At 57.5% G+C, this 23,780-nt stretch carries 14 protein-coding genes and 1 riboswitch; of the genes, 7 read left to right on the top strand and 7 right to left on the bottom strand.

Annotated elements, in window-relative coordinates; all coding sequences use genetic code 11:
* The first annotated feature begins 759 nt into the window (after positions 1-759).
* The gene (locus tag ACNJYD_RS10510; RefSeq protein WP_439366269.1) at positions 760-921 is read left to right on the top strand and encodes a hypothetical protein; all 162 of its coding nucleotides are present in this window, start codon (positions 760-762) and stop codon (positions 919-921) included.
* Between the two features lie 423 nt (positions 922-1,344).
* Here ACNJYD_RS10510 and metE read toward each other — a convergent pair whose 3' ends face one another.
* Positions 1,345-3,690: a 5-methyltetrahydropteroyltriglutamate--homocysteine S-methyltransferase gene (metE, locus tag ACNJYD_RS10505; protein WP_439366268.1), complete on the bottom strand. Its 2,346-nt coding sequence runs from the start codon at positions 3,688-3,690 to the stop codon at positions 1,345-1,347.
* A 101-nt stretch (positions 3,691-3,791) separates the two neighbouring features.
* A riboswitch (cobalamin riboswitch) is annotated at positions 3,792-3,993 on the bottom strand.
* A 983-nt stretch (positions 3,994-4,976) separates the two neighbouring features.
* On the opposite strand from metE, the gene ACNJYD_RS10500 reads away from it, so the two are divergent.
* Positions 4,977-5,699, top strand: a complete 723-nt coding sequence (locus ACNJYD_RS10500) for a nodulate formation efficiency C protein (RefSeq protein ID WP_439366267.1) — start codon at positions 4,977-4,979, stop codon at positions 5,697-5,699.
* A gap of 555 nt (positions 5,700-6,254) precedes the next feature.
* Here the strand turns inward: ACNJYD_RS10500 and ACNJYD_RS10495 are convergent.
* Complete coding sequence (locus ACNJYD_RS10495; RefSeq protein ID WP_439366266.1) at positions 6,255-6,437, bottom strand: hypothetical protein; 183 nt, start codon at positions 6,435-6,437, stop codon at positions 6,255-6,257.
* A gap of 1,018 nt (positions 6,438-7,455) precedes the next feature.
* Between ACNJYD_RS10495 and ACNJYD_RS10490 the strand changes: the two genes are divergently transcribed.
* From ACNJYD_RS10490 to ACNJYD_RS10480, 3 genes are all read left to right on the top strand, one after another.
* Positions 7,456-8,211, top strand: coding sequence for a thermonuclease family protein (locus ACNJYD_RS10490; RefSeq protein ID WP_439367456.1), 756 nt, complete (start codon positions 7,456-7,458; stop codon positions 8,209-8,211).
* Positions 8,212-8,219: 8 nt separating this feature from the next.
* Complete coding sequence (locus ACNJYD_RS10485; protein ID WP_439366265.1) at positions 8,220-8,963, top strand: carbonic anhydrase; 744 nt, start codon at positions 8,220-8,222, stop codon at positions 8,961-8,963.
* A 1,884-nt stretch (positions 8,964-10,847) separates the two neighbouring features.
* Positions 10,848-12,014, top strand: a complete 1,167-nt coding sequence (locus ACNJYD_RS10480) for an acyl-CoA dehydrogenase family protein (RefSeq protein ID WP_439366264.1) — start codon at positions 10,848-10,850, stop codon at positions 12,012-12,014.
* Positions 12,015-12,975: 961 nt separating this feature from the next.
* Here ACNJYD_RS10480 and ACNJYD_RS10475 read toward each other — a convergent pair.
* Positions 12,976-13,623: an FkbM family methyltransferase gene (locus tag ACNJYD_RS10475; protein WP_439367455.1), complete on the bottom strand. Its 648-nt coding sequence runs from the start codon at positions 13,621-13,623 to the stop codon at positions 12,976-12,978.
* Positions 13,624-14,642: 1,019 nt separating this feature from the next.
* Here ACNJYD_RS10475 and ACNJYD_RS10470 point away from each other — a divergent pair.
* Positions 14,643-14,957 carry a co-chaperone GroES gene (locus ACNJYD_RS10470; RefSeq protein WP_109142784.1) on the top strand — a complete coding sequence of 105 codons (315 nt, stop codon included), beginning with the start codon at positions 14,643-14,645 and terminating at the stop codon, positions 14,955-14,957.
* A gap of 84 nt (positions 14,958-15,041) precedes the next feature.
* Positions 15,042-16,682, top strand: coding sequence for a chaperonin GroEL (gene groL / locus ACNJYD_RS10465; RefSeq protein WP_439366263.1), 1,641 nt, complete (start codon positions 15,042-15,044; stop codon positions 16,680-16,682).
* A 1,649-nt stretch (positions 16,683-18,331) separates the two neighbouring features.
* On the opposite strand, the gene ACNJYD_RS10460 is transcribed toward groL, so the two are convergent.
* From ACNJYD_RS10460 to ACNJYD_RS10445, 4 genes are all read right to left on the bottom strand, one after another.
* The gene (locus ACNJYD_RS10460) at positions 18,332-19,024 is read right to left on the bottom strand and encodes a YopT-type cysteine protease domain-containing protein (protein WP_439367454.1); all 693 of its coding nucleotides are present in this window, start codon (positions 19,022-19,024) and stop codon (positions 18,332-18,334) included.
* Positions 19,025-19,696: 672 nt separating this feature from the next.
* Positions 19,697-19,918, bottom strand: a complete 222-nt coding sequence (locus ACNJYD_RS10455) for a DUF7694 domain-containing protein (protein WP_439367453.1) — start codon at positions 19,916-19,918, stop codon at positions 19,697-19,699.
* A gap of 185 nt (positions 19,919-20,103) precedes the next feature.
* Positions 20,104-20,262 carry a hypothetical protein gene (locus ACNJYD_RS10450; RefSeq protein WP_439366262.1) on the bottom strand — a complete coding sequence of 53 codons (159 nt, stop codon included), beginning with the start codon at positions 20,260-20,262 and terminating at the stop codon, positions 20,104-20,106.
* Positions 20,263-21,967: 1,705 nt separating this feature from the next.
* The gene (locus tag ACNJYD_RS10445) at positions 21,968-22,174 is read right to left on the bottom strand and encodes a hypothetical protein (RefSeq protein ID WP_109142780.1); all 207 of its coding nucleotides are present in this window, start codon (positions 22,172-22,174) and stop codon (positions 21,968-21,970) included.
* Positions 22,175-23,780 lie beyond the last annotated feature (1,606 nt).

The following is a 23,780-nucleotide window of genomic DNA, read 5'->3' as shown; positions in this document are numbered from 1 at the left end:
GATCCTTTAGTAAGGTCAGACGCATGGCGGAAAGAACGACTTAAGCCCATGATGCTTTCATGTCCGGGTACCAGCGATCACTTTTTAGGACTTCTTCCGGGCGCAGCCGAGCCGCGGATCAATGACCTGCACGTGATAAGTTGCGCCGCTTGCGATGGCGTTTACTTTATCGACCTGCGGACAGGCCGGATCATGGGCACCGAGCGAAGCTACGTCCATCCTAATGGTGTCAACCGAATCCGGCGTCTTCGCGCTCTCGCTGGAGCGCGTGCTACGCGCGCGAGAGCGCGGCTGAGGTCGCCCGCACCCCACGCGGTGACGCTGCAGAATACGGAGATGTCTCCCAACAAGGGACGTGACATGACAGAAAGCCGGACCATTTACCCCGCTGCGGGCCGGATTGCTGGAGCTGCAGACAAGTTTAGCTCGTGCAGAACAGTTACAAATACCAACAGCCGAGGTCTTGAGCTAACCCAGAGCGATTCGACGGAAGCTCAGGCCTTGTTTCCCGGCGGAACTCCAAATATTTCGGCTCGCGAGCGGATCGTGTTCCGTACCAACGATGCCAGGGCCGATAGCCCTCTGCCGCGGCTCACGCCATCGAGACCGCGCGCCGTCCGGTCGATTCGGGCAGAGCCTGTTCGCGCGGAAGCCAATCGATGTTCGTAATGTTCACAAGGTTGTCTGAATTTGTCAGCTCGCAGCGATGAACTTCGTCCAGGATCTAATGGCGATTTGATCTGGGAGCGGCTCGAAATCATGCCGCCCTTCGATCAGGATCTGGAGATTGCCGTGATCGAGGGCAATTCAATTCACCGGGTGGCCTTTCCTTGTCGCCGGGTGTTCGGCGGATGGGTCAACGCGAATAACGGAGAGCACGTCGCCGTGCAGCCGACCCATTGGCGTATCTGGCTCGGATAGCGGCGGCCATCCCGCAGAATAAATTGGCGTGAGTTAAGGCAGGAACTGGTTTCGGCACACTCTCGTCGGACGATGTAGAGTTCCTTGAATGAGAAGTACCTGACGGGAAACATGCCCGAGCGGACCGATTGCGATCGGCCCGTGCACTGACGTCCGGCATCGCTCCTCTCATTGCTGTCGCAACCGTTCCCACTGTAAACGTGTCGATATGATTCCATATTTTCGGCGAATGTTCTCGCCTTAATGAAACGTCGGCTATTCTCTCTGGGCCAAGTACCGCGCCCGGTCAGCGTCGTTCCTCCGGGCCGACCGCTAAGTGGGGCCAAGCATTTTTTGTTGGCCCCAAGGCTTGCCTCGAGATCATAGAGCACGGTAATGACCACAAGCGAATTAGCTTGGTCGAGAACAGACCCGAGCCCGGTATCAATGGTTTTGCGGATAGGATGCAGCGCGCAGTTCGCGGGCGGCAGCGACCATGTTGGTTAGCGCAGGCCGAACCTCCTCCCATTTGCGCGTTTTTAGGCCGCAGTCCGGATTGACCCAGAGCTGCGATTCCTGCAAACGCGTCCGAGCCAGCACCAGCAGCTCCTTCATTTCGTCCGCCTCGGGAACACGTGGAGAGTGGATGTCGTACACGCCCGGTCCGATTTGATTAGGATATTCGTACTTTCTGAATGCGTCCAGTAGCTCCATTTTCGATCGCGACGTCTCGATCGAAATGACATCCGCATCCATTGCAGCGATCGCACCGATGATGTCGTTAAACTCGGAGTAGCACATATGTGTATGGATTTGCGTCTGATCGGTAACGCCTGATGAGCAGATGCGGAAGCACTCTCCGGCCCAATCGAGATATGCCTTCCACTCCGATCGGCGCAAAGGCAATCCTTCGCGGAGTGCCGCTTCGTCGATCTGGATCATGGCCGCACCGGCATTCTCGAGATCGCGGACTTCGTCGCGGATCGCCAGCGCAAGCTGACGGCAGACCTCGCTTCTAGGAATATCATCGCGAACAAACGACCAGTTCAGGATCGTCACCGGCCCGGTCAACATTGCCTTCATTGGCTTGCTAGTTAGTGATTGCGCGTAGCGCCACCAGTCCACAGTGATCGGTTTCGACCGCACTACATCGCCAAACAGGATCGGGGGCCTGACGCAGCGCGAGCCATAAGACTGTACCCATCCCTTCCTGGTAAATAGGAAGCCGGCGAGTTGCTCGCCAAAGTACTGCACCATGTCATTCCGCTCAAATTCGCCGTGCACGAGGACGTCAAGACCGATGTCCTCCTGCCAACGCACGGCGCGGGTTATCTCCTCCTTGATGAACCTATCGTATTGTTCGTCGCTCAACGCGCCTCGCGCATGCGCCGCCCGAGCATTTCTGACTTCTGTGGTCTGCGGAAACGATCCGATCGTCGTGGTGGGAAACGCTGGTAGTCCAAAGCGTTTCCTCTGGATCTCGGAACGACGGTCAAACGGGCTTGCCCGCCGACGCATCGTCTGGTCGATCGCCCTCATCCGGGCAGCGACATTGGTGTCATGGATCTTCGGCGAAGTCCGGCGGGCGGCCACAGCGCATTCCGAATCGGCTAGAGCGAGCCCGACATTCTGGTCGCCAGCGAGCACCCGCGCCAGGATCGCAAGCTCGCGCATCTTCTGAACCGAGAAAGAAAGCCAGCTCTTAACGTCAGACGCGAGCCCGGTCTCGAGTTCAACATCGACCGGCACGTGAAGCAGCGAGCAGGATGGAGCGAGCTGCACACGGTGCTTGCCGAGCTTCGCAATCGCGGGCTCCAGCCTCTGACGGAGCGACGACAAGTTCGACCGCCATACATTCCGGCCGTCGATGACCCCGAGCGACATGACGAGATCACTTCGGCCGACAGCGACGATCTGATCCAACAACTCTGGCGCTCGAACCAGATCAAAGTGCAGACCGGAAACCGGGAGGCTCAAGGCTGTATCCAAATTGTCGCCTAGGTCGCCGAAATAGCTGGCAACCATGATCCTGATAGCCGGTCCCTCCTTTGCGAAGCGGTTATAGGCATGTAGCAATGATTTTCGCACCGCTTCGTCCAGATCAAGGACCAGGCAGGGCTCGTCAAACTGAACCCAACTTGCCCCTCGTTCGGCCAATTCATGCAGAACCTCGATATAGACCGGTATCAAATCATCCAATAGGGAGAGGGGCTGGAACGCGCTATCGGCACTCTTGCCGAGCTTTAGGAATGTGACGGGCCCGATCAGGACAGGGCGGGTTTGAAAACCTAGAGCCTTTGCTTCCACATACTCTTCAATGGGTTTGCGAGAGCAAAATCTGAACTCCTGTCCCCTGTAAAACTCGGGAACCATGTAGTGGTAGTTAGTATCAAACCACTTAGTCATTTCCTGCGCGGGTGCGCCAGACCCCCGCGGGCCAAGACGGCAACCCGCATCCTGATCGTCGCATTGTGATCCGCGAGCCATGGCGAAGTACGTCTTGAGGAAAACGGATTCTCCTTTCGAGGCGTAGATCTCTGGGATAGCGCCAACCATAACACTTGTATCGAGCACCTGATCATACAGCGAGAAGTCATTCGACGGAATGACCGTGACGCCGAGAGACTTCTGACGAGCCCAGTTCGCTGCGCGCAGGCCGGATGCGTCCTCGAGCAATTGCTGTTCGCTGATCTTTCCCGCCCAGTAGCTCTCGAGAGACAGTTTGAGCTCACGCCTTGGACCGATGCGTGGCGTTCCGAGCGTAGCAACCGGAAGAGAGAGATGAGACATAGTGTTAACCCCTGTTGGGGGCGGAGGCCATGGCGGACGCAGGCAGAGGAAGTCGCGGGCGCGACGGCTGCTTGGCGCACCACCGAGACACCCCGCCCGTGGACCAATCTATCGTCGGGGCAGGTCTCCTGGCTCGCTGGTCATCGCTGCTGTCCGGCCTTCCCGAAGCCGTGCGGCTTCAGTGACATCGTTAGACAGTAGCTCGCCGCTCACAGTTGCGGGGGCAGCGCCGGCATTTGGACCGGCTTCCCTCTTAGCTCCGGATCAAGTGTGATTCGGAGAACCTCGACGATTTGGATTATCGGCAGGAGGGCTCTTCCGTCAACCTCTCAGATTATGTGCCAGGCTAATCTGCGACATCTACTAGGCGAATGACCGTGCATCCGGATTCTATAATCAGGTCGCAATCAGAGATGTCCTTGTCAGATGTCGGAGCGAGCATCGGAGCTGCCTTGAGGCGACGCCCCCCGCCCCATCAATGAAAGGGACAAAACCAGCCTGCGCGGGGAGGATTACCGCTGGTTCGAGCAGAATGCATTCGACGCGGCTTCCGATTTCCAGCGGTTCGCCCAGCACGTCCGCTGGCCAGCCATTTCCTCGACTAGAAGATCCGCATTGAATGGGTCAAGGCAAGCGGCGCAATCTAGCAAGATACGCGGCGAGCAGGTTGATTGTCGTGCCAGCCAGAGTTTCAAGTTCGTCGAGTCGGCTTCGCCTCGCCATCATGTAGGCCGAACGCCGACGGCAACTATAGCGAACCACACGGTTCAATGACTGCGAACGCACTCCCACTTCTCATCAGGCACTTGGCATCGGGGCGTTCACCTCTTCCGCAAACTAGAGTGCGGGACTAGGATGCACAAAACTACGGCCGATACACTGAATGGAGACATCGAAACGAGCGTAGGTCGGAAAGTCGACAAGATGGAGATAAAACCCGTGCAAATCTCCGCCTGCTGCCTGGCACAAAGAATGCAAGCCCCTCGACATGCCCAGTCTCTCCTGCTGGACATGTCCAGCTCGGCCAATTGACGCTGTCGCTGGTTAGGGAAGTTAGCGGCGCGTGACATAGAGGGAGCTCCTGCCCGCGCCGGGACAGCCGCGGGTGCCCCCGTCGCGTCTCCGTAAACTTCTTGCGCTCGCTCATAGCAGGTTCAAGGTTGCCCGCTTTGAAAGATGTACGGATGAAACGCGATAGGCCGAGGGTTATGAAGAGAATGTCTGGAAGATCCGCGCTATGGCGTTACTTGGGCGGACTTCTAATCTGCCTAGCCTGGCCGGCTGCCATGAGCAACCCTATTCGCGCAAGCGACATGCCACTTGTCGAAAGACTCAAGTCAACTTGGCGAGCACAAGATGGTGAGACGATAGAACAAATTATCTCCAATGTCTCGAAGGTGGCACAGTTCGTCCCTCAGACGTGGGGCGTCGTTGAACTTGGCGAAAACGACCATGTTTTCGTTTCATGGACCAGGCACCGAGACAACAAATCAGACGAACAGTACGCTATCACCTGGAAAGTTGCGCTCGACGGTACGACTGAACTGGCGTCAACCTATGCGAAGCCCATGGAATTGGGCTGGCGCGCCCTAGCGCTCTCGTTGATCGCCAGAGAAGTCGCAGATGGTGAAAGGAACGCAAATCTTCGCTTTCTGCATGATCCGACTAACTTCAACTTTGTGACTACGCCGCAAGGCCGGCTCGGCGATCTTCTAGGGCAAGGCCGATGCACTATCATTGAACCTGTTGGGGTAGACTACTTACCGAGGCGGAATGACAAGCCGAACGAGAAAGGCGATCTGTGGCGTATTCTGCTCTTGGTGAATTGCGATCTCCAAGGACCACGTTATTTTACACACAACGGGGTCATCACTTTCGAGAAGAGCGAAGGCCAAGATTGGGAGCCACAATCCTCCTTTGCCAAGGGGATCGCTAAATTTCCTCCGGGATCCTGGTTCCAACGCACCGAGCCAAAGGAAGAGGAAGACTTAGGAGACCGAAGGCCTTAGTAGACGGTCGCGCAAAGCAACATCGGACCGCAGCTGCCGTACGGTCGAACGCCTCGTACCAACTGCAAGACATACGCGGTCTGCAGTTGTGATGTTTACGGCTCCGCAACAGTGCGCCTGCCCTTCTCGCGGCATTTCGGCCCGCCGTAGGAAAGGTCGAGCAGCACGATTGCGCTTTTCCGCCAGGTGTCGAGCTCAGCGGCGCGTACTAGTTTGCGAGATGTGGTTTGCCCGCCTGCACTCCACCCAGCGAGAGCAACCAAGTTGTGCGGGCACCAGCTCTCATGCATTCTTCACTAGAGCGCTTGGGGATGCCTCGGGCCCGGGCCGATTCGGCGTGTGTGCTCCGCACGTCGCGTGACTGCGTGGCGTGCGCCAGAGCGTGAGCGTAGCGACCTTGACCCGGCACTAGGAACCGATGCCGAGACGAAATGGGCGAGGAAGTTACACTGGTAGCAAGCCCGGCATACCCGCTGAGCGCCTGCCCATTTGCGAGTGCGCAGGCCGGGAAGCTCCGGAGCTGTACGCAGAACGTCGAGCGCCACTGACTCGGCCCTAGATTTCCTCGCACTCGTTTGTCTGCACGTCATAGACCCGGATTTTAAGCTTGGGAAAGCGCTTCTTTAGTTCTGCTCCACCTGCCGTGGCACCGTCTTTGGTTGCGAATTCCGCTCTGAGCTGGCCATCTACTTCAAGCGCGTAAGAAGAGACCGATACTTCTCGAACGACTGCGACCATGTCATTCCCATTATTAGTGAGGTGCTGAAGAATGATGTGTAGCTTGAGTCGGCTAAACCGCACCAGAGCTATTCGCCCCGAGTGCGCCATGGGCAAACGCGTATTGTGGACTGAACCCTCACACTGAATTGCGTCAGGAAGGCACTCGCGATTGTCCGAACACGTGGGCAGCTTGCGCACGCCCGGAGCATCCACGGCAAAACGCGGCTCCATATCGCAGCCGTTCCAATTCCTGGAGCAAACGGGCGCTGATGCTAGCGTTCCTGGGTAAGCCACTTGAGATCGCAGGAACCGTCACGACCAAATAGCGGCCGCCCGTAGCGCTGCCTGAGTCATAAACAATTCAGTTCTTGTGCAAATGTATGGGCGGTAGCACCAACGAGCTATGGTGCAGCGCGGAGGAGCCAAATGCCACAATGCGATTGGTAGCAACGATCATATGGCTCGGCGTAAGAAGGTACCGGATTTCCGCGGTTTGCTCGAAAGAACGCTTCATTTATGCGGCGAGCATTGAGGCTGAACTCCGTCGCGTACTTTGCCTACACAGGCCAGAGCGAGTCAGACCAGATCATTTTTGCGAATCTTTTTCGTGACACGACTTTTGGGGCGAATCATCGCCCTCGTCGGAACTGTCCGGTTTGCCGATGGAAGTCGTCATCAACCATGGCAAGGTTGCTCCTCCAAGCCTGACTCCGCCGCAAGCACCGACGCTTCATGGTCCTCACTTTTGCAAAGAGGTAGCACAGCCTTCCAAGGCTCGGGTTTGTCCGGCATCTCAAGTTCGGCGCCACGAGGATCTCCTCCTCAGGTCCAGAGGGTACAGCACGTTCAGGGTAGGAGAGGCGTCGATGATCGAAAGATACCGCCGCACGCACACGGGAAGAAATCTCTTGATCCTTACGCAGCGTCAGGTCGTAGCTTCGAACTCACGCTAGGCTCTCATAAAGTACACATCGAAAGCCGAACGGAAATCTGCGGTCGAGCAATCGAATGTATCGGCACCGGATCGTGCGTGAACATGGATCAGGAGCGAAAGGTTATTGTCGGGATGAAGCACCCCGGAAGTATGTTCGTATTGATCGCCCTCATCACATCTCCGGTTTTCGCCGAGACACTCAGCGGTGCTCCGCGCATCCTCGACGGCAATACGATCGAGATCGAGAAAACAAACGTCCGGCTCTCAGGCATCGAAGCTCCTGAGACGGATCAGATTTGCCTCGACGCACAGGGCCGGAAATGGGCCTGCGGCGTAGCTGTTCGCGACGAGCTCAGCAAGCATTCGAATGGGCGAACGTGGGATTGTCATACCGAAAGAGTCGATGAGTATCGGCGAGCCCTCGGCAGCTGCTTCATCGAAGGCGAGGATGTAAACGCCTGGATGGTACGCTCGGGCTTGGCGCTATCGGCTGGTGCATCTCACCATACCTACATTGTCTATGAGTTGGTGGCGAGCACAGCCAATGCGGGGCTGTGGTCCGGCGCATTCATCGCGCCCTGGGACTGGCCTCGCCGCAATCGGGGCACGATTATCGTGGGCGCGACGTCGGTTCCGGTCGACGCTCAGGAAATTCTGCTTGGATCCGTCTTGCTATCGGAACCGCCGTCGCCCGAGTGCCTGATAAAAGGCACTGTCGAGCGCAGAGGCGACCGCATTTACTACCTGCCAGGGCAACCCGGTTACGAACAACTCGACATGACGAAGAAGCGCGGTGGACGCTGGCTCTGCAGCGAAGCGGAAGCCGACGCCACCGGGTGGCGTAAGGCCGTGCGATGAGGCGACACATGAAAGCAGCCCATTCTCAAGACATGTACCATTTAACCAGGCACGCGCGTTCGCGCCGGTCACTGTTGCTGTTCGCTGTTTCGACAGTTTTCCTGCGGTTCGGCAGTAAGATTGTCGATGCGAAGGAAGCAAAAGGCCCGCCCAAGCCAAACAACCTGCTCTCGCCAGATGCTGCCCTGAATCGGTTGCTGAAGGGGAACGATCGTTATGTCCAGGGCGCACCACGAGCCGACGATTTCAGCCGCGAGCGGCCGGTCTTGGTTGAGGGACAAAATCCATATGCAGCGGTTCTGAGCTGCGCCGACTCCCGCGTGGTCCCCGAACTTGTCTTCGACAGCGGATTAGGTGATCTGTTTGTCTGCCGCGTGGCCGGTAACTTCGCTAACGATGATACGCTCGCCAGTATGGAATACGCGGCTGCCATACTCAACACGCCGCTGATCCTCGTACTTGGCCACGATCATTGCGGTGCGATAGACGCCACGATCAAGTCGCTCCATGAAGATAAGCGGCCGCCGGGGCACATTTCATCCCTGGTAACTGCACTTTCTCCTGCAGTGAAAGCATCTCGCGACCAAGCCGGCGACGGGATCGCCCAAGCAACCCGACAAAATGTGATCGATAACGTCAACAAATTGAAATCGACAGGTCCAATTCTGAGCGGCGCAGTCGAGCAGAACCGACTGAAGGTCGTCGGAGGCCTGTATCGGATCGACACCGGCAAGGTCTATATCGTGACCTGATGCTAGCGCCTTCACGCTCCCGGCAATCGTCTGCCGCCTGATACATCGCTTCAGATCCGCGCAATATTGTTGGTCCAACGTCTACCACAAATACCCGGATACTATCCGCTCTACAATTGTCATCGCTTCAGGACTCCTTAGATATGCGCGGCCTCTTAATTCTTCTCGTGTTTTACGCACTCATGTTGGCAACGCGCGGCCAGCAACAAGAAACACACATAGCGCGTCCGGCAGCATTCATGCCTCCTAATTGAGCCGCCAACCCAATGGAGGTGGTTCGGGTAGCAGATTGCAATGCGAAGCATTGCAGGCTCTAAACTCCAGAGCACGCGACGATCCCGATAGCTTCTCGTCTCCGATTGGGTAATGCATCCACGGTCCCGCTTTTATAACCGAGCTCAGCCAGGGCTGAGGGATCATACAGAACAACCAGCATGACTACCCGGCCGGGTTGTAAAGCAACATGCTACCTGTATCCGTACCAGACAGCCCTCCTGCATGAGCCATTTGGTGACCGGGACCATCGGAAAACCAGCCGCGCGTCAATCATTCGCTAGATGGTCTCGTTCGCCGTCCTCCATGACGAGCTCGGCACGAGAAGAAACCCGAAGCTTACAAAGTGCGTCGCCTTTACGCGGGGGCTGGTAGGTTCTAAGTCGCGGCGAGACTTAGCAGGTTTCTCGTTCTATCTGCGCAGGTGAATTCGGTGCGACAACAGCCATGTTTCAGCGCGCGCACCGCGCCTACAGGCCGGAGAGCATCTGGTAACCGCGCTTCCAGAATCAGGCCCTTCAACCACGGATTCGCTTAGTGGGAACAGAGCACTGGCTTCAAAACGTGTCGTGCCTGGTCTGTCACAACGCTTGTGGCGCGCGCATAGTTGTCGCACGAATTCGGCAAGCTCGGCCAAGCTGCAAGCATAGATAGATCGCCGACGAAAGAGGCGCCACCGGCCGCAAGAGGGTCGGCCAGTCAGGAATGTGCTCGAACTTGCGTTCGGTATGACAGAACGTGGACAGACTCCTCTGTCGCTGGCAAGCCCGGAAAGCCACCGAAACCTGTTCGAAACGCTTCGTCTTCGCTCGCATGAGCGGACCACTCTTGCAGTCACCTCGAACGCGGAGTTGATCGTGCAATTGCAGCGTCCGGAGCCGCCGTGCGTTTCACGAACACCTGCGTTCTTGAACTCTGCTTCTAAGCAAGCGCTCACCAGCAGTCGCAGGAGCAGCACATTTGGGCTGTTGGTAACCTCAGGAGACCGGAGCCGGACTTAAGCTTAAGCAGGAACGTTGAACCGGGTTGGTGGCGGTCGCGGTCCGCCTCTGTGGTTTTCTTCGCGGCTTGTTAAGGACATCTTGTGTCTAAAAGCAAACCGGAGCGCAAGAGCATTGCGCTGGCACGGCACGGCGGAGTGATCTCGCGCGGTTCAGACAAAGCCGGCAGCTATGCTTGATGGCACGTCAATTGCTGGGAAGACGGGCAAGAGACCGCAGGCTTGGGCGCTCTCCCAAGCACAACTCAGGAATTCCAAACGTGGTTCGACCCGGCCTGTCACAAGTGTGACCACACGTTCATGTGGAAACGACATGCACCGCATGCCCCGATCGACCGCCGGAGATTCAGTTCGACAAACGCGGATCGATGCCGCCGCAGCCTATCGGCTGCTTTGCCGGTCAGCCTCAATGGCAGGGCGACAGCTATATCTCGGTCAGGCGTCCGGCCGCTCAAGTTTGGGAAGCTACCGTGTCCGATCTCATGGACTCGATATCAAGTGCGACTGCTTTGAGAACGCCGTCCAGCGGGGTCAAATCACCTGGCCTTGCCATGCGGCGCCCATATGAACGACGCGCGGCGATGACCGGCTCAAGACACGGAGGATGATCTATGAACGCTCCACCAGAAACGGTGACTTCCAGAACCCACGCCGCGGCTGCGACCTGGGCTAATCTGTCGCCGCTACTCGTCGAGATCCGTGCGCGTCGCAACGAGTTTAGCCGCACGCAGAAGATTCCAAAAGAAATCATCGACGGCTTCAGACGCGTCGGCGTCTATCGGGCTATGGCTGCCAAGCGATTCGGCGGTGAGGAGCGAACGCCAGCCGATTTTTGTCGGCTGGTGGAGTGCATTTCCGAGGCCGACGGCTCCGCCGGTTGGGTCGCCAGCTTCGGGGATGGAGCTCGCTACCTCGCTGCTCTTCCGGACGACACGCTTCGCAAAGTGTACGCCAATGGACCTGACGTGGTGTTGGCGAGTGCGCTTTTCCCACTCCAACCCGCTAAGCGATGCGCCAAGGGACTTATCGTGCATGGCGTGTGGCCATTCGCTAGCGGCTCACCAGAGGCGGATTTGATAGGAGTTGGTATCACGTTGGAAGACGATCCGAGCGGTGATCTTCCGCGTGTAGCGGTGATGCCGGCCGAGAAGGTGACAATTCGGCCCAATTGGGACGTCATCGGACTGCAAGGCACCGGAAGCCACGACGTCGTCGTCAGCGACGTCATTGTGCCAGAGGAATGGACGTTGATCCGCGGCGGTCCGCCGACACTTGATGGGCCGCTCTATTGTTATCCATCTGTCGCCTTCGCCGCGCAGGCGCATGCGATTGTTGGCATCGGGATTGCGCGTTCCGCAATAGACGAGGTGATTGCCATGGCCGCAACCCGTGCCTCGATCACTGGAGCGCCCGTGATGGCTGAGCGCGGCTATGTGCAGCTTGAAATCGCCAAAGCCGAAGCGATGCTACGTTCCGCTCGTTCTTTCTTTTACGACGCCACCGAGGAGCTGTGGAAGGAAGCGCTCAAGGGTGAGGTAAATCTTGGCACCACGGCGCTAATGCGGCTCGCGGCGACGAACGCCGCGCGGCAGGGCGCTGAGGTCTGCAGAATTGCCAGCGGTCTGGCTGGAACTGAGGCGCTCTATAGCGCCAGTAATCTAGCACGGGCCATGTGCGACAGCTTCGTGGTTGCCCAGCACGCAGCTTTAAACGAGGGAACGCTCCAGAGCGCTGGCCGCGCCCTTCTGGGAAGTGCAATACAGCCGGGCTTTCCATAAAGTTGGTCACGCACGGGCAAGCCACACGCCACGCCAACGGATTACTGCACTTGCGCGATGAGTGGCCTGCCGCTGAGGGCGTGGCCCCTTGTTTCAATTTGAACAAAGACACCGCAGGGCAAAGGATCCCGCTACATATCCTGGACTACCCGGTCGTTGTCCAAACATGCGAGTCCTTATAAGCCTCTTAGCCCCTCAATCTTGACGTTACCGAGCAGGATATACCTGAACTTATGCGAAACGGCTCGCGGTTCAACTCACGAACTCTCCAAATCACGCGCTAGCGGGACTCTCGCACCGGTTGCCTACTTGCCGTTTGTGGCGCACGGTGCGGAAGAAGCTCTCAATGGCGCATTATCCTAGCATTCACCCTTGCGGCTCATCGATGCGAGCAGGCAAGCGCTGGCAGCGGCCGCGCGACCTTAGCCTGCGCGTACTGTATACGCCCGATCGGAAAGTCGATCAATCCACTCTTGCCCGCTGCTGGCGAATTGGCATCGACGGCGCGGAAAAGACGCTTCGGCCTTCATGAGGTCGCGCTTGGCCCGGCCGGCTATCTTGCGGCTGATGAGATCCATGGCGGCAGCCAATACAGCGAGCCCTATGCGGTTAGGATGGAGTGATATCGGCAAGCCGGACTGGTTTTGACTGCGCCGGTGAAGCCGCGCGATCAGATTCGGCGTGATCGGCATTAGATCCTGGCGAGTGTCGGTGGAGCGGGTCCGACGTAGCGGCGCCAAGAGCGCGCGAGCGCCGTGCTGCTACGGTTCGGCCGCGTGGACCCCAGGACCGCCATGGCGCTGGCCGCTCCCAATGGATCGGCCGACATGCACGCCGGCCCAATGGACAAACCGCACTGCCTGTCCAGCTCGCGATAGCCGCTTGATGATCACCGTTGTGCAGCTGTGGCCAGCACGGAGTCCGCTGGTCAGGCCATGAATGAGACGCTCGATATGAGCCGCTAGGCGCGCGCATTTCTGAGCAATACATCACCTTCCACTGCGCGCGGATAGTGAGCCGCCACTTCAAAGGATGGCAATAAGTTAAGAATGGCTTGCAATGACAACTGCCCTTCGTAGAGCTCGCGGTCACTATACTCGGTGTAGATGAAACGCGTGTTGCTCAACGTCCGCATACCGCCGGCGATAACGTCGGCTTCGGCTCCCTGAACGTCCATCCAAATAAGATCGACTCCGTCAAGCTTGGCTTCGCTGCACCAGTCGTCCAGCCGCCGTGTTTCAACCGAGACAGGATGATCAAACCGGACCCAATCGTACTCGGTAAGATGGTTCTTCGGACGGCGTATTGAACCGGATAGGTCCCAATCCTTTGCATCGCCATCTGCATTGCTGGGGTGGAAGTCGATCGTCCCGTTTCGATCACTGATGGCTATTTCAAACAGCTTCACCCTATTGAGGGATGGGCCGAGCTTCTTCTTGAAGCGCGCGATCGCTCGGGGGTCCGGCTCAAAGCAGTAGAGCTGGGGTTGCGGGCAGAGTTCTAGGAATTTTTGCGTATCAGTCCCGTCATTGCAGCCGATATCCAGGATGACTGGATTCGGCTTCTTAAGAAGTGAGATGATGTGCTGATGTACTTCTACGGACGACACAGCTGCTTTTCCATGGTGCGCGGAGATCTGGTGAATTTCGACATCACACGCCAGAAGCCGCTGCACAATGTATATCAAGGTATAAGCTCCATTTGTCAGTCAGTCCTCTTGATCGACGACAGCTGTTTGGATGCCATCGACATCAAACGGAGAGGCTATCCCTCGCGATGCAATTCTCGAACCTATCGTCGGAACGCGCGGCCTCGGTGAGCCAGATCGTCGTATTGGCTCTTTCAAGTTGCCGAAAGACCGCCTTCCTTTGAGCGTCACCTGTCGGATATGGACAATTGCGCCGAATGTGCTCTGCCGACTGATGGCCGCCATCAGATTCGCTGCCAGTAGCTCCCGACGGTCTTTCCCTCGGAAGCTTAGGCGAGGAACAAGGTCGGCGAAAGCCCCGATGCACGCGTTGCTCGGCGCAATCAAGCTTTCGCGGCGCTTGCAACCTTCTTCAAGTGCTGTCGGCTTACGAATGACCAGGGTCAAGTCGGTAGGCTTTAAGTGCCCTGCCACGGCTGGATACCGGCGATCCGGTACAATTCGGTGGTGACCTGCCTTGGAGCAGGCCGCCTCTTACAACGAGCAGAACCTGATTTTTCGATATCGTTGCATACTATTCGTATGCACGACTCCGGCAGATTTGACGAGCCGCTCTTCGATAACCCTTGTGGACCGCACGCTTCGCCGGCCAGACTGCTAGATTGGTACCGTCAGGCAATCATGTGCAATCCCCACGTCGTCGAAACACTCTCGATCAGTGCAACCGCCGTCCGAGCAAGGTTGAAGTGTCCCGCGGCTCAATGCGCGTGTTTCCAGGAAGCGCAATGTCATTTTCACAACAGCCGGGGGGCTGTGCGCCTCAGCGCGTATGCTTCCGGACAAGCACACACGCTGCCGGGCAATGCTTTTGCAGAACTGTACGGATAGATTGCTCGGCGCATTTCTGGCCTGACTCTTGCTATAGTTTACTGGTCACATTGTGCCTAATCTCAACTTGTTCAAACGCTCAGGAGACCTCTATGAAATTCCGTCCGCTTCACGACCGCGTCGTGGTCAAGCGCATCGACGCAGAAGAGAAGACCGCTGGCGGCATCATCATTCCCGACACAGCGAAGGAAAAACCATCGCAGGGCGAGGTCATTGCAGTTGGGCCGGGCGGCCGCGATGAGAGCGGCAAGCTAATTCCGATCGACATCGAAGTCGGTGAGCGGGTGCTGTTTGGCAAATGGTCCGGCACCGAGGTCAAGATCGATGGGCAAGACCTGTTGATCATGAAGGAGAGTGACATTATGGGCGTTCTCACGGATGTGTTCTCCAAGAAGAAGGTCGCCTAATCCTGGGCTCCCACAGCTCACCCTCCGAGGAGAGCCTACCGGGCGCGCTGGAGGATCATTTAATTGGAACTGAAGGAATTCTCTATGTCAGCTAAAGAAGTCAAGTTCGGAGTAGATGCGAGGGATCGTATGCTGCGCGGCGTCGACATTCTCGCCAATGCCGTGCAGGTCACTCTTGGTCCAAAGGGCCGCAACGTCGTGCTCGACAAGTCGTTCGGCGCGCCACGTATTACCAAAGACGGCGTTGCCGTTGCCAAGGACATCGAACTCGACGACAAGTTCGAGAACATGGGCGCCCAAATGGTGCGCGAAGTGGCTTCGAAAGCTGCGGATGCTGCCGGCGACGGCACCACCACCGCGACCGTCCTGGCCGCCGCAATCGTGCGTGAAGGCGCCAAGTCGGTCGCCGCCGGCATGAACCCGATGGACCTCAAGCGCGGTATCGACCTGGCGGTCGAAGCCGTCGTGGCCGACCTCGAGAAGAACTCGAAGAAGGTCACCTCGAACGACGAGATCGCCCAGGTCGGCACCATCTCGGCCAACGGCGATGCCGAGATCGGCAAGTTCCTCGCTGACGCCATGAAGAAGGTCGGCAACGAGGGTGTCATCACCGTCGAGGAAGCCAAGTCGCTCGAGACCGAGCTCGACGTGGTCGAGGGCATGCAGTTCGACCGCGGTTACATCTCGCCCTACTTCGTCACCAACGCCGACAAGATGCGCGTTGAGATGGACGACGCCTACATCCTCATCAACGAGAAGAAGCTCTCCTCGCTGAACGAGCTGCTGCCGCTGCTCGAGGCCGTGGTGCAGACCGGCAAGCCGCTGGTCATCGTCGCCGAGGACGTCGAGGGCGAAGCCCTCGCGACGCTCGTCGTGAACCGCCTGCGCGGCGGCCTGAAGGTCGCGGCCGTCAAGGCTCCGGGCTTCGGCGACCGCCGCAAGGCCATGCTGCAGGACATCGCGATCCTGACCGGCGGCCAGGCGATCTCGGAAGATCTCGGCATCAAGCTCGAGAACGTCACGCTCAACATGCTCGGTCGCGCCAAGAAGGTGATGATCGACAAGGAGAACACCACGATCGTCAACGGTGCCGGCAAGAAGGCCGACATCGAGGCGCGCGTGGCTCAGATCAAGGCGCAGATCGAGGAGACCACCTCGGACTACGACCGTGAGAAGCTCCAGGAGCGTCTCGCCAAGCTCGCGGGCGGCGTCGCGGTGATCCGCGTCGGCGGCGCGACCGAGGTCGAGGTGAAGGAGCGCAAGGACCGCGTTGATGACGCGATGCATGCGACCCGCGCGGCCGTGGAAGAAGGCATCGTTCCGGGCGGCGGCGTCGCCCTGCTGCGTGCCTCCGAGCAGCTCAAGGGCCTGCGCACCAAGAACGACGACCAGAAGACCGGCGTCGAGATCGTGCGCAGAGCACTGTCTTGGCCGGCCCGCCAGATCGCGATCAATGCCGGAGAAGACGGTTCGATCGTGGTCGGCAAGGTGCTCGATAACGAGCAGTACTCTTTTGGCTTCGATGCGCAGACAGGCGAGTACAGCAACCTCCTCTCCATAGGCATCATTGATCCGGCCAAGGTCGTGCGCATCGCGGTCCAGAACGCCTCCTCGGTGGCCGGGCTGCTGATCACGACGGAAGCGATGGTTGCCGAGCTGCCGAAGAAGGCTACGACTGGTCCAGCAATGCCTGGCGGCCCCGGCATGGGCGGTGTGGACTTCTGATCCACTTCTCAAATTCTCGATGACATGCGAAACCCTGGCAACAATGTCAGGGTTTTTTGCATCGAGCGGCCGGTAGCCCGTTGCCAGCCCGCCGAAGGTCGGCCCATCGGTCTATCCGCGGCGGCAGCGCCCCAACTCAATTTTCTTAACCGTTCCTTCCGCAACGACAGGACCGCGTGCGGTACGACGATGAGCCGGTCTATGGCGATTTTGACTTACGAAGCTGTCTCTGCTCATCCAAATGTTCGAACCCTTGGCGTGCCGTAGACTCGGCGCCGCCTGTCCGCTTTCGACCTCCTTGTCCGCTTTCTTCTGCTGTAGCGTAGCTGGAGGCGACGAAATGCCTTTCGTGAAGTATCGCACTTACATCTTGTGGCCTGAGGGCTTGTTTGAACCCGGAGAACATTCTCATAAACCACAGTATTTTGCGGAAAGTGCGATGATTATTCTGCGCCTCGTTTGGTCCTCGCGGACGGGGCTCCCCTCAACTCCCCTGCTGCGGACGTGTTTACGCTCAATCGGGGAGACGCAGGAACGCTTAGCTGAAGGGCATGCAACTGCACGATACTCCAATTTTATCGCTGAGCTCAGTCAGCTCACTTTCGCAGACGCGGATGGCCGCTTACCCCGCATTTAAGCGTTCTGCTGCCACCTTCTCGCTGGCACATGGCATATGCAAGTTTTCACGACCTCTTTAAGGAAGAGCTTGTGTCTGTACTCAACCACACTTTTAAGTGACCCTTTCGCTAGGCGGGTGGCGGGGTTCAAGACAGGAGGGCCTCCCCCGCACGGCCCGCTTTCGCTTGATGCTTCGCGTCGGTTTCGTCAGCTTTCGGAAAGCTCCCCCGTCTACATCGATGTTGAAGTTAGCAGCACGTGGTAGGGACAGCGCTTGCCCCGAGTATGCGTGGGGATTTTGGCGCCGAGTCACGTTTCTGCTAACTTCAACCACTAGTGCGAGCGTGGCAGAGAGAACATCTGATACATCCAGCCCGGCCAACGTCGTTTCGCGCGCCGGTTGCTTCCGGCGTCAGACTGGGATCAGATCGGCACTACCGGGCGACGGTCTTCCAGATCAAGCTAAATGCCCGCATGCGATTGTTCCGTAGGAGAAGAATGTCATTCGCATTATTCGGCAAGGTCACTTCGCAAACGGCTTTGTAGTCCAGCTCGGCGGCAAAGTTCGACCGTGAGGCTTGGAACGACGCACTGCATAGTGTTGCCACTGAGCTAGATCGTGGATGAGGTCTTCACCAATAGACGGACGTTACGGGAAGTGCAGTGACGAGGAAAAGGCGCGGATTGTTGCGGAGCTCGTGGCGAGTGAGGACTCGGTTTGGCCGCCGGTACGACTGCATGCAATTGTCGTCGGCTGCAGCTATTCGGTTGGCGACTCAGTATCGAAGGGCCGGCCAGGACTCCGAAGCAGTCGAACTACAGCTTGTGCCGGCTCTGTGGGTGCCTAGTCAAGCCTTAGCTCTGTGCGCGATCTCTCTGCACTACTTCCAGAGAGCATCCGCCCAGAGCACGGGTCCAACATCCGAACACCGTGGCGAATGCACCATGGTAGGCGCCGCGGCTGTCGCGCATCGACCGATGAAGTTCCGTGCGGTGGCATCCGGCGAGGTCCGTTGCAACCTATAAAGTTCTCACGTCATCCTTTGTGTGGCGACAGTCAATATATCAAGGTTGTTCGGGGGGCTCCTGTAGCGCTCCGCAAGACTCTTGAACAACCCTCCGACCCGATCCGACGGAACATCAAATTCGCCATAGTTGGGATCAAAGAGGGTCGTCGCTCCATTCGACGTCACTGTCGCAATGATGTGGGCGCCACCTGCGGCGAAACGCATCCTGACCAAATACATGGACTCATCCTTGGTGATCTCCTTCACGATCCGGTCAATGCACGAAGATGTATCAAACCTATATCGCGTCTCTTCAGCAGACGGTTGAAGGTCAGCGTTGCGTAGCGTTGTGCTTCTTGCCTGGAGGTCGCGAGACCCTTCCGCCCCATCGTTTTTCAATTGAGCCTTGAGCTTTTCGTACTGTTCCTGCCGGCTTCCTGCTGAGCGGTGCTTTTCAGTGTCCGGGAGCAGAGCCCTCATTCGGGATGACGGGCTGCTTGGGAGGTCTAGGAGCCACTCCGCTACCAATCCAACACAGATCCCGCTGACATTCGCTTCGGGCAATTCAGCAGTCCTGTAATCGAATAGAGAGCGAACAGGGCTAGCTGCCGAGGATGACTCCGAGCTGGAGGACAGAGAGGATATGCTGTGGCGCGAGGTGCTTGGACTATCAAGGATTACATCTGAGGTATGTGGCTTGCTGAAGCAGAGCCCCATTCTGTCGAACAATTCGCCGGACGGCCGGCTCTCCCGTCGCGCGAGTTGGCTGAGTGTTTGCGCAAATTCGTTACTGTCTGCGGGCCTACTCGATCCGTCAGCTTGAATAGCCCATGTGTACTGGCCATCGACTCGATTATACACGCTGGTTCACCTGCTTCTTCGGCGCACGCGTCCTCAGAGGGAGCGCGCTGCCTACATCTTGCCGCGGATGATATCACAGCAAACTGACGAAGAGCTGACCACCAAACAGCCTAGGGAAGCTACGGCCAATTGGTTGCGCGATCTTGCGTGCTCACTAGCGCGGCTGCAGGTGTGAGGTGATGGCCGAACAGCTAGTGACTCTTGCACGCTTACCGAGGGCGAGTTCGGACCTGCAGATGCATTCAGGATAATGACTACGCTGGACAGCGTGACCGTCGGTTTGGTGGTCGATCTTACCTTTATCGTGTTGCGACGGTCGGCCGGCACAACCTCGCCTCCAAAAAGTGCGCAATTCGCGTCCCCGTGATCGGCCATCGGCCAGACGACGGCATTTCGGGTTCAGCCAGCCTGCATTCTACAACAGTCGAGCGAGCCCGACATACACTCGCATGTGACACGTCATTGCGGGAGACCGAGCCTGTGCTTGTGCACCTGCTCGACCTCACCATCTGCTGGACTTTTGTAAGCTCAGGCCGTCATGCTGTCGCGCTCCGCGAACAACGTTGCCGCATCTGATGGACTTAATCCAATGACGCCTACGAAGCTTGGGGACGGCATCGGAATGTCTCGATAGGTGGGTCTCCACAAGTGAAGGCAATATCGGCTGTTATTCACGTACGTCGAATGTGGCGGATGCAGTTGCATGACGCACTCTTCTTCATCCCAGAACAGGTCTTTCACAAAGCACATCTCGTCCCAATTCGGACAGCGCCGCGGGGTAGAAACAGCGACATGCTCCCAGCCAGGACGGACAAATGCACTTATCTTAAGTTCACAACCACAAGGCCCCTGCACAAGGAACAGACCGCAAGGGCCTGACCCTGGAGCAGTAGCGAACCGGCCGTGCTGCACGCGGCCGCCCTCCAGCTTCTCTATCATCTGCGCTCGCACGCCCGCTCCTTCGCCTCTCGGATAGCCCTGAAGTCTACGTAGATGACGTTGTTTCGTAACAAGTTAACCTGCTCGGTCCTCCGCCCAGCGTTCCTAACCCACTCCACAGCGCGCCATCCGCTAAAGCCGTAGATGTCTGTCATCACTCACTCTCCTTCGATTATTGCTCTAAGGCGTATTGCGGCCTCAGTCCGCCGGTTGCCTTAGCATGAGCGGTACCAATATCTGCGCGTTGGGCGAATTGAAGCGCCGGTTGGACCTCCCGCTACCCGTGTAAGTCTGTCATTAAGTCTCTCCGAGGCGAAGCCAGTTTGTCATCGATGCCAGGCAGTATTCACCGCTCATTGCCAGCATAGCGCCCATCCTGGCTGAGCAGGCGAAATCGGCGACTCTTGACGCGTCACCTCGTCTTCAATGAATTCGTCTTCATCATGGCATGCTCCCTTGTTGGCGATGACATCTAGATCTCATGATGCTCGCAAAACCAGTAGTGGCACCAGATAGATCGGGGTGACAATGCTGCTTCGTGAGAGAGTACTTGATCACTCGACGACCTCCTCGCCAAGGCTGAACAGTCCTAATGCGCCATTTATGTGAAAATGGTTCAGTTTTATGGCGTCCAAATCGGCACACACACCCACACAGCCGCGGACGTAGGCATGCCCGTTCTTTGAACTGAACCATTCGGCGGATCGCCTGCTGTCTTGGTCGTAAGCTAACGGTCAGGAACAATGATTAGTCGATCTCATCGACTGCAACTGCGAATGTTGCCCAATTTTTCCCGCATAACTGAGATGCAGCTCCTAACGCGTTGTCCATGGCATGGCGCCCGCGAACCGCTCACCTTTTGTCGCTAATGCGGGTGTTGTTTTCGACATGAATGTCGCGATTCAGACGTCGCGCAACGGATCCGTGTCACCAATCGACCGCATCAAAAGCGCCGCAGCTAGTTCTACCTCGTGGCATGTCGCTTGCTGTGCTGACAGAACGCGACCTCGCTGTAGCGAAAGTGCACGAGCAATGAATCGGCCGGACGGCCGCCGCAACGAACATCGGTTCTGATGCCCAATGAAAAGAGGACTGCTAACTTATGAGTGATAGGAGGCATGCAAAGCTTGGCATTTTTCTGTTGACCGGCGCTCAGCCTAATCAAACGACTAATTGGCGCGCAACAAAGCACCCAACGATCATGCATTTCGGCGCCGATCGTCCCTCCCGGCGACCCCAGAAAAGGTGGAACTTGTGGCTTCTGGCCGCACTCCTCATAAATGCGCTGCTTTGGGCCGGGATCTACTTAGTCATCGCGGCGTTCTTGTGAAACACTCTCGCGCATGGCAAACGCCCGATGGACTTCTGGCGCCTCGCGCGATCGCGGGCTGCCACCGCTGCGAACAAACTGGTGCCAGGGCGCTTCGCGCTGCTACCTGGACATTGAGTGCGCTGCTCCGGCGGACGCAAAGGACATTTCGACTTACCCAGATGTCTCGAATTTGCACCACTGCTGTGCCGCGTGAGGAAGCGCCAAATTGACCTTTAGCAGCTCAACGCGTTTTGCGGCGAGTGGCATCCGGGCTTCCAAGCGAGGCGCAACGGATCGACTGCAAGTGAGGACTAGGGCCCGTATTCCCTTATGTGACAGTTAGCTTTCGAGAAGCTGACCAAACGGGGTGAAAGGAACGTGGGCCAAGCGGCCGGCCGGGCCCTCACGGGCGTGTGGCATAGGACGTCAGGTGCCTTTCCTTCTGGCTCTCTCAATGCTCCGTACAGGCAGCAGCTTAACTTGCTTGCTGACCGATATCTACCTAGCCATCTGGAGATCGACAGGCTGAGCTAAGGACGGTACCGACGTTACAGCTCTTGCTCAGGCCACGTATCGTCGTCATTCTTGCGCATCTGCCAGACGTGGGCACGCCGCGCTAACTTGTCGTACTCCAATGCGATTTTAAGCAGCTTGTCTTTGGCTTTTCCGTCGATGAGCGCTGCCGCTTTCTTTCGCGTTGCTTCCGCGCGGCCTCGCCAGTGATCGGGCTGGTACAGTTTACTTTTCGGGTTCATGCCGAGAGCATGCAATCCGTAGATCAACGAATTGCGACAGCGACACTCCGTATCATCACGTAGGAGCGACGCTCGTGGCGCCGGCTACCGAAGCAGTATCAGCCCCCAGCCCAAAGCAATCATTCAGAAAAGGACGAATGCGTATTGCAGTCGATGCTCATACGAAGAATGCACAGCCACCGACAGCTTCAGACCATTTCTCCCACCAAAAGACTTGAATCGCACGTGGCGTTAGATTGTAGGGTTCTGGACAAGTGGGGATCACCTCTGACAATCAGTCGAGTGACAGTTCACGTGCATTTGGAATGCCTCAAGTATCTACAATAGCCCGGGACGACCGAACAGAGAGCCTCACGTCATCCAGGCGCGAGCCTGCCCCCAATTTCTCGAATGCTATTCCTGCTTCTGCTGAACTAATCGCGGGTTACGACGTCTGCGCGGCCAGGGTCCGAGCACCGCAGCCTTCCCTGACCCGACGCAAGACGCAACCTAACTCACAGATAACCCCGCCCAACCTCTTCAAATAAAGTGGAAAAGAAGCGCGATGACACCAAACATTTTCTCAGCCCGTCATCATGGTCGCTCTTGCAAGGCCGAGCGCATCATCAACAACGACATAAGCACATCCGCGCCTTCTGATCCCTATGCTTCGCCAGAGCTGGCCGCGGCCCGTTCGAGCGGCATCGTGGCGAGTCCGCCGTCGCTCATCGGCCGGCGATTAGGCTGACCATAGTACCTCAGGTCATGCCAGGCAGCCCCAAGCACTCCTCGAGACATCGAGGCATGCACTGGCCGCATAATCATCAGCAACTCCAAGACGTTCATCTGGTGCGTCGGCGCGGATGTTAGTACCTCGCCCCTTCGTAAGGCTTTGCCGACGTGCATGGTGGTCGTTTCCTGTCGTCCTGGACAAATGACGAGTCCGAGAACGGCAAAAGTAGAGCAACGAGCTTGCAGACAGCTAAGCAGATCCGCCTGTTTCCCGTTTTGCACGTGATGCGTTCCGGGCAGCAAGAACAATGTAGCTCCACCGAATTGAAGGAATGTCATGATGCAAACAAAACGAATTCAGTTGGCTCCGCACCTCAGACTCTACTACCGCGATATCGCCCTAGCCCTGGCAATGGCAACTGTAATGCTTGCGCCGGTCAAGGCGAGTGATCGAACGCCGACCGCAGACGAGAAAGAGGCCTGCATGGGAGACGTATTGCGACTTTGTAGCAGTCACATACCAGATCGTACCGCTATCACTGCCTGCCTCAGATCCAAACAAGATCGTCTCAGTCAGCAATGTCGCTACGTGATCTCCGGGCGGGACATCGGCAATAAGAGCAGCGGATCGAAGTGAAGATGCTGCGACCTGTCCCTCCTACTCCTCTCCAGAAGTCGTCCCAGCTTGACCTACAACACGTCACATGAGGGCTTACCGAACGGCTCACCACTTCATGCGGGGCCGGTCGACGGACGCATCCATCGCTCCCTGGAGGCTGTCATGCGCAGGTTCATCACAGTGGCATGGGATCATTTCGTAGAGCGAGCTAAGCTCAGCTTGAAATTGGCATCGACATATTCACAGCACGTGCGGAAGCCACTCTGCGGCTCCGCC

Origin of the sequence: Bradyrhizobium sp. SPXBL-02 (genome assembly GCF_051853065.1) — a bacterium.
Lineage (GTDB): Bacteria > Pseudomonadota > Alphaproteobacteria > Rhizobiales > Xanthobacteraceae > Bradyrhizobium.
Note: the sequence above shows the minus strand (reverse complement) of the source record. Positions and strands in the feature narration are given on the sequence as shown.